At 56.5% G+C, this 230-nt stretch carries 1 protein-coding gene; it reads right to left on the bottom strand.

The window, feature by feature from the left end; all coding sequences use genetic code 11:
- Positions 1 to 230: hypothetical protein (locus SB847_RS22480; protein ID WP_410578999.1), on the bottom strand; the 230-nt coding region annotated here is incomplete at both ends.

The raw sequence follows: 230 nt of genomic DNA, 5'->3' as shown, positions 1-230 counted from the left end.
GAGAGCGTATCGAGCAGGCGCTGCCCGTTCTGCATGAAATCGTAGCTACCGAGGTGATGATCTTCATGCTGGATGGGATGATGGTGACAGACGAACAGGTTCACTTTCGTCTGCGATCCATCGGAGCTCTCCAGGGCGTCATCAAGCCACGACAGAGCGCTTTCCGCAATGCGTCCCCGCTCATACTCCACGGGCACAGCGTTATGGCGCGCGCAGCTGTTAAATACAAC

This window comes from Bacillus sp. SIMBA_026 (assembly GCF_046535335.1).
In the GTDB taxonomy this organism is placed as follows: domain Bacteria; phylum Bacillota; class Bacilli; order Bacillales; family Bacillaceae; genus Bacillus; species Bacillus velezensis.
This window is presented reverse-complemented; position numbering and strand designations above follow the sequence as displayed.